The following is a 3526-nucleotide window of genomic DNA, read 5'->3' as shown; positions in this document are numbered from 1 at the left end:
CCGAGCGGCCGCGCATCAGCAGGCTCGCGCCGTCGCCGCGTACGATGTCGTCGAGCCGGATGGCGGTCGCCTCGAACTCGGCGAGGTCGTAGCCGAGCCAGTCGGCGAGGGTCGAGTTGAGGTACTGCACCCTGCCCTGCGCGTCGGCGGAAAAGAAGCCCGCCGGGGCGTGGTCGAGATAGTCGATGGCGCGCTGCAGCTCGAGGAAGGCGTTGTCCTGCCGCTCGCGGTCGCGGGTGATGTCCTCGACGGTCCACAGCACCAGGGGCTTGCCGCCCTCGTCGATGGTGGGCAGCGCCCTGACGCCGACGCGGTACCAGAACGGCTTGGTCGAGCCGCCGACCGACCCGCCGAGGCCGCCGATGATGCGGATGTCCTCGATCGCCGGCCGGCCGTCGCGCGCTGCCCGGGCAAGGCGATAGACCGCTTCGGAAGCCTCGGGCTCGCCGGCAAACAGGCGCGGCACCGAAACCGGCACGCCATCCGTGAGCCCGCCCGCAAACTCGCCATAGTGGGCGTTGACGTAGCTGATCTTGCCCTCGCGGTCGGTGACCAGCGCACCGAACGGCAGGCTGTCGACCACGGCGCGGGAGAGCGTCTGGGTATCCTCGCTGGCCGAGAAGCGGAAGAGGCCAGCGGCGATGGCGAAGAGGCAGAAAACGCCGACCACGGCGAGGAGGCCGAGGAAGACCAGGATCACGTCGGCCGGGATGCGATCGCCCATCGTGGCCAGCAGCACGGCGACAACAATGAAGAACGCGGCCAGCGCAACGACGCGCCACAGCCCGGCGCTGCTGCGCCCCCGGTTCATCAACGGATTGGGATAGTTGTCCTCGTCGAGCGGCAGAGGTGCCATGCGCTTGGTGGTGCCCCGAAGAAAAACGTGCCGAATCGGCCTGTTCAAGGTCTAGCAAAGCCACAAGTCGGTTGGGTAGCGGCAATGGGGTTATCCCCGATGCGCGAGGCCGATTTGTGGAAGGGCGTCAACGATGTGTCACACTCGGAAGGGTCCCGGACCCCTGCTCTCGTTAACACCCCGGCGCTAGCCCGCCGGTTTCCACCCGCCCCCGTGCTTGAGCCGCATGACGAAGCCGATGACTTCGGCGACGGCCTTGAAGTGCTCGGTCGGGATGGTCTCGTCGATATCCACCGAGGCATAAAGCGCCCGGGCCAGCGGCGGGTTCTCGATGATCGGCACGTCGTGCTCCTTGGCCAGTTCGCGGATGCGGAGGGCGATGGCGTCGGCGCCCTTGGCCACGCATTGCGGGGCGGCCATGTCGCGATCGTATTTCAGCGCCACCGCAAAGTGGGTCGGGTTGGTGATCACCACCGTCGCCTGCGGCACGGCCGCCATCATGCGCTTGCGGCTGCGCTCCATGCGGACCTGCCGGATGCGGCCTTTGACCTTGGGGTCGCCTTCCTGCTGCTTGTACTCGTCCCGCGTCTCCTGGACCGTCATCTTCAGCCGGTTCCACCAACGGTTGCGCTGGTAGACATAGTCGGCGATGGCGATGACGGTCACCACCGCCAGCACCGCCCCGAAGATCTTCAGGCTCAGGTCCATGAAGTCGGCGATGATCATCCCTGGCTCGAGGTTGATCATCGTCTCGAGGCTGTCGATCTCGGGCGCGAGGACGAACCACAGCACCGCCGAGACCACTGCGAGCTTCACCAGCCCCTTGGCGAAATTGACCAGCGCCTCGCTCGAGAACAGGCGCTTGGCGCCCTCGATCGGGTTGATCTTGGAGAATTTCGGCTTGATCGGATCGAGCGACAGCAGCGGCCGGTGCTGGATCAGGTTGGCGGCGATCCCGAACGCGGCGAGGACGATCGAGGGCAGGATCGCGACCAAGAGGATCGAACCCGCCAGATCGCTCCAGAACGCGGCGAGCGCCTGGCTGCCTACCTCGAATTTCTCGGCATTGCCCAGCAGCACCTTCAACGTTTCGACGAGGCTGGCGCTGGTCGGTCCCGCCATCATCGCAAAAACCAGCGCCGAGCCCGACAGGATGAACCAGGTGTTGACCTCCTGGCTCTTGACCACGTCGCCCTTCTCATGGGCGTCCCGGAGCTTTTTTTCCGAGGGGTCTTCGGTTTTCGATGACTGTTCCGGCGCCTCGTCGCTCATCGGACGCCGCGCAGCATGGCGAGTACGCCCTCATAGTGCATGAGGTAAAGCCCCATCATCATGCTGAGCAGCAGCGCCATCAGGATCAGCCCGACCCCCACAGTGGCCGGCATGGCGATGAAGAACACCTGCAATTGAGGCATCAGCCGGCTGAGGATGCCCATGCCGAGGTTGAACACCAGCCCGAAGACGATGAACGGCGCCGACATCTGCACCCCGATGACGAAGGCCCCGGCCACCGTATCCACCACCGTCTGCGCCGTGTCGCCGAACATCAGCGGCTCCTTGGGCGCAAAGATCATGTAGCTGTCGTGAATCGCCGACAGCGCCACATGATGGAGGTCGGTGGCAAAGATCAGCGTGATGCCGAGAAAGCTGAGGAAAGCGCCGATCAGCGCGCCCTGCACGCCGCCATTGGTCGGATCGGCCGCTTGGGCCACCGAAAGGCCGGAGGATGAGGCGATAACCGCGCCCGCGGTCTGCGTGCCCGATACCGCGATGCGGGCGATGGCGCCGAGGATCAGCCCGATGGCGACCTCGTGCACCACCATCACCACGATCCCCGGCAGGTCGCCCGACAGCGCCGGCAACTGCGACGAGATCAGCGGATAAAGCACCGCCGACATCACCAGGGCGAAGCTGAGCCGCATGCGGGCAGGGATCACCGTCTCGCCCAGCGCCGGGATCAGCATCAGCATGGCGCCGACGCGGGCGAAGATCAGCAGGTAGAAATACGCCGTCTCGGGCAGCCAGTTGAGCGAAATCATGGTCAGCCGCCGGTGATGATCATGTCGGCGAGCTTGGTCATGTAGCCCCCGAGGATGGCCCCCATGAACGGCAGCGTCAGCAGCATTGTGACGAAGATAGCGAGGATCTTGGGCACGAACACCAGCGTCATTTCCTGGATCTGGGTCAGCGCCTGGAACAGCGCGATCACCACGCCGACCACCAGCCCGACGATCATCATCGGCCCGGCGACGAGGATCATCACCCAGATGCCCTCACGAGCGAGATCGAGGACGGTGGCGCCGGTCATCGGGTCGCCTCGGGGTGGACCACCAGGCCCGCACCACGCTCGGTGTCATCCCAGCGAAAGCTGGGACCCATGCGTCCGCCGGCGCTGGTCAAGAGTTGGGTCTCAGCTTTCGCTGGGATGAAAACGGTGGGTAGGTGAGAACTGTTCATGGAGCGAGGCCCTGCCATCCGCACGCTAGCGCGAGTCGCTCACCCTCAGATCGGCATCCGCATGATTTCTTCATAGGCCGAGATCACCCGGTCGCGGACCGTCACCATGGTGTCCATGGCGATTTCCGTCTGGCTGATCGCAGTGACCACGTCGACCATGTCGCCGCGCCCGTTGACCATCTCCCTCGCCTTGGTGTCGGCCACCTTGCCGCT

5 protein-coding genes are annotated in these 3526 nt (G+C 65.3%); all 5 read right to left on the bottom strand.

Translation table 11 applies throughout. The annotated features are described in order from the left end of the window. Positions 1-856: PAS domain-containing protein (locus tag JWQ89_RS21040; RefSeq protein ID WP_299644367.1), on the bottom strand; the 856-nt coding region annotated here is incomplete at its 3' end. A 186-nt stretch (positions 857-1042) separates the two neighbouring features. After that, positions 1043-2128, bottom strand: coding sequence for a flagellar biosynthesis protein FlhB (gene flhB / locus JWQ89_RS21035; RefSeq protein WP_299644365.1), 1086 nt, complete (start codon positions 2126-2128; stop codon positions 1043-1045). Next, positions 2125-2895, bottom strand: a complete 771-nt coding sequence (gene fliR / locus JWQ89_RS21030; protein WP_299644364.1) for a flagellar biosynthetic protein FliR — start codon at positions 2893-2895, stop codon at positions 2125-2127. Before fliR ends, flhB begins: the two co-directional genes overlap by 4 nt. Positions 2896-2897: 2 nt before the next feature. Next, positions 2898-3164, bottom strand: coding sequence for a flagellar biosynthesis protein FliQ (gene fliQ / locus JWQ89_RS21025; protein WP_299644362.1), 267 nt, complete (start codon positions 3162-3164; stop codon positions 2898-2900). Positions 3165-3358: 194 nt separating this feature from the next. Next, positions 3359-3517, bottom strand: coding sequence for a flagellar hook-basal body complex protein FliE (locus JWQ89_RS21020; protein WP_366144027.1), 159 nt, complete (start codon positions 3515-3517; stop codon positions 3359-3361). Positions 3518-3526: the final 9 nt, after the last annotated feature.

Source organism: Devosia sp. (assembly GCF_028290645.1).
In the GTDB taxonomy this organism is placed as follows: Bacteria; Pseudomonadota; Alphaproteobacteria; order Rhizobiales; family Devosiaceae; genus Devosia_A.
This window is presented reverse-complemented; position numbering and strand designations above follow the sequence as displayed.

Excerpts from the sequence above, each read along its gene's own strand:
- flhB (WP_299644365.1), bottom strand. The coding sequence starts at position 2,128 with ATGAGCGACGAGGCGCCGGAACAGTCATCGAAAACCGAAGACCCCTCG.
- fliR (WP_299644364.1), bottom strand. The coding sequence starts at position 2,895 with ATGATTTCGCTCAACTGGCTGCCCGAGACGGCGTATTTCTACCTGCTG.
- fliQ (WP_299644362.1), bottom strand. The coding sequence starts at position 3,164 with ATGACCGGCGCCACCGTCCTCGATCTCGCTCGTGAGGGCATCTGGGTG.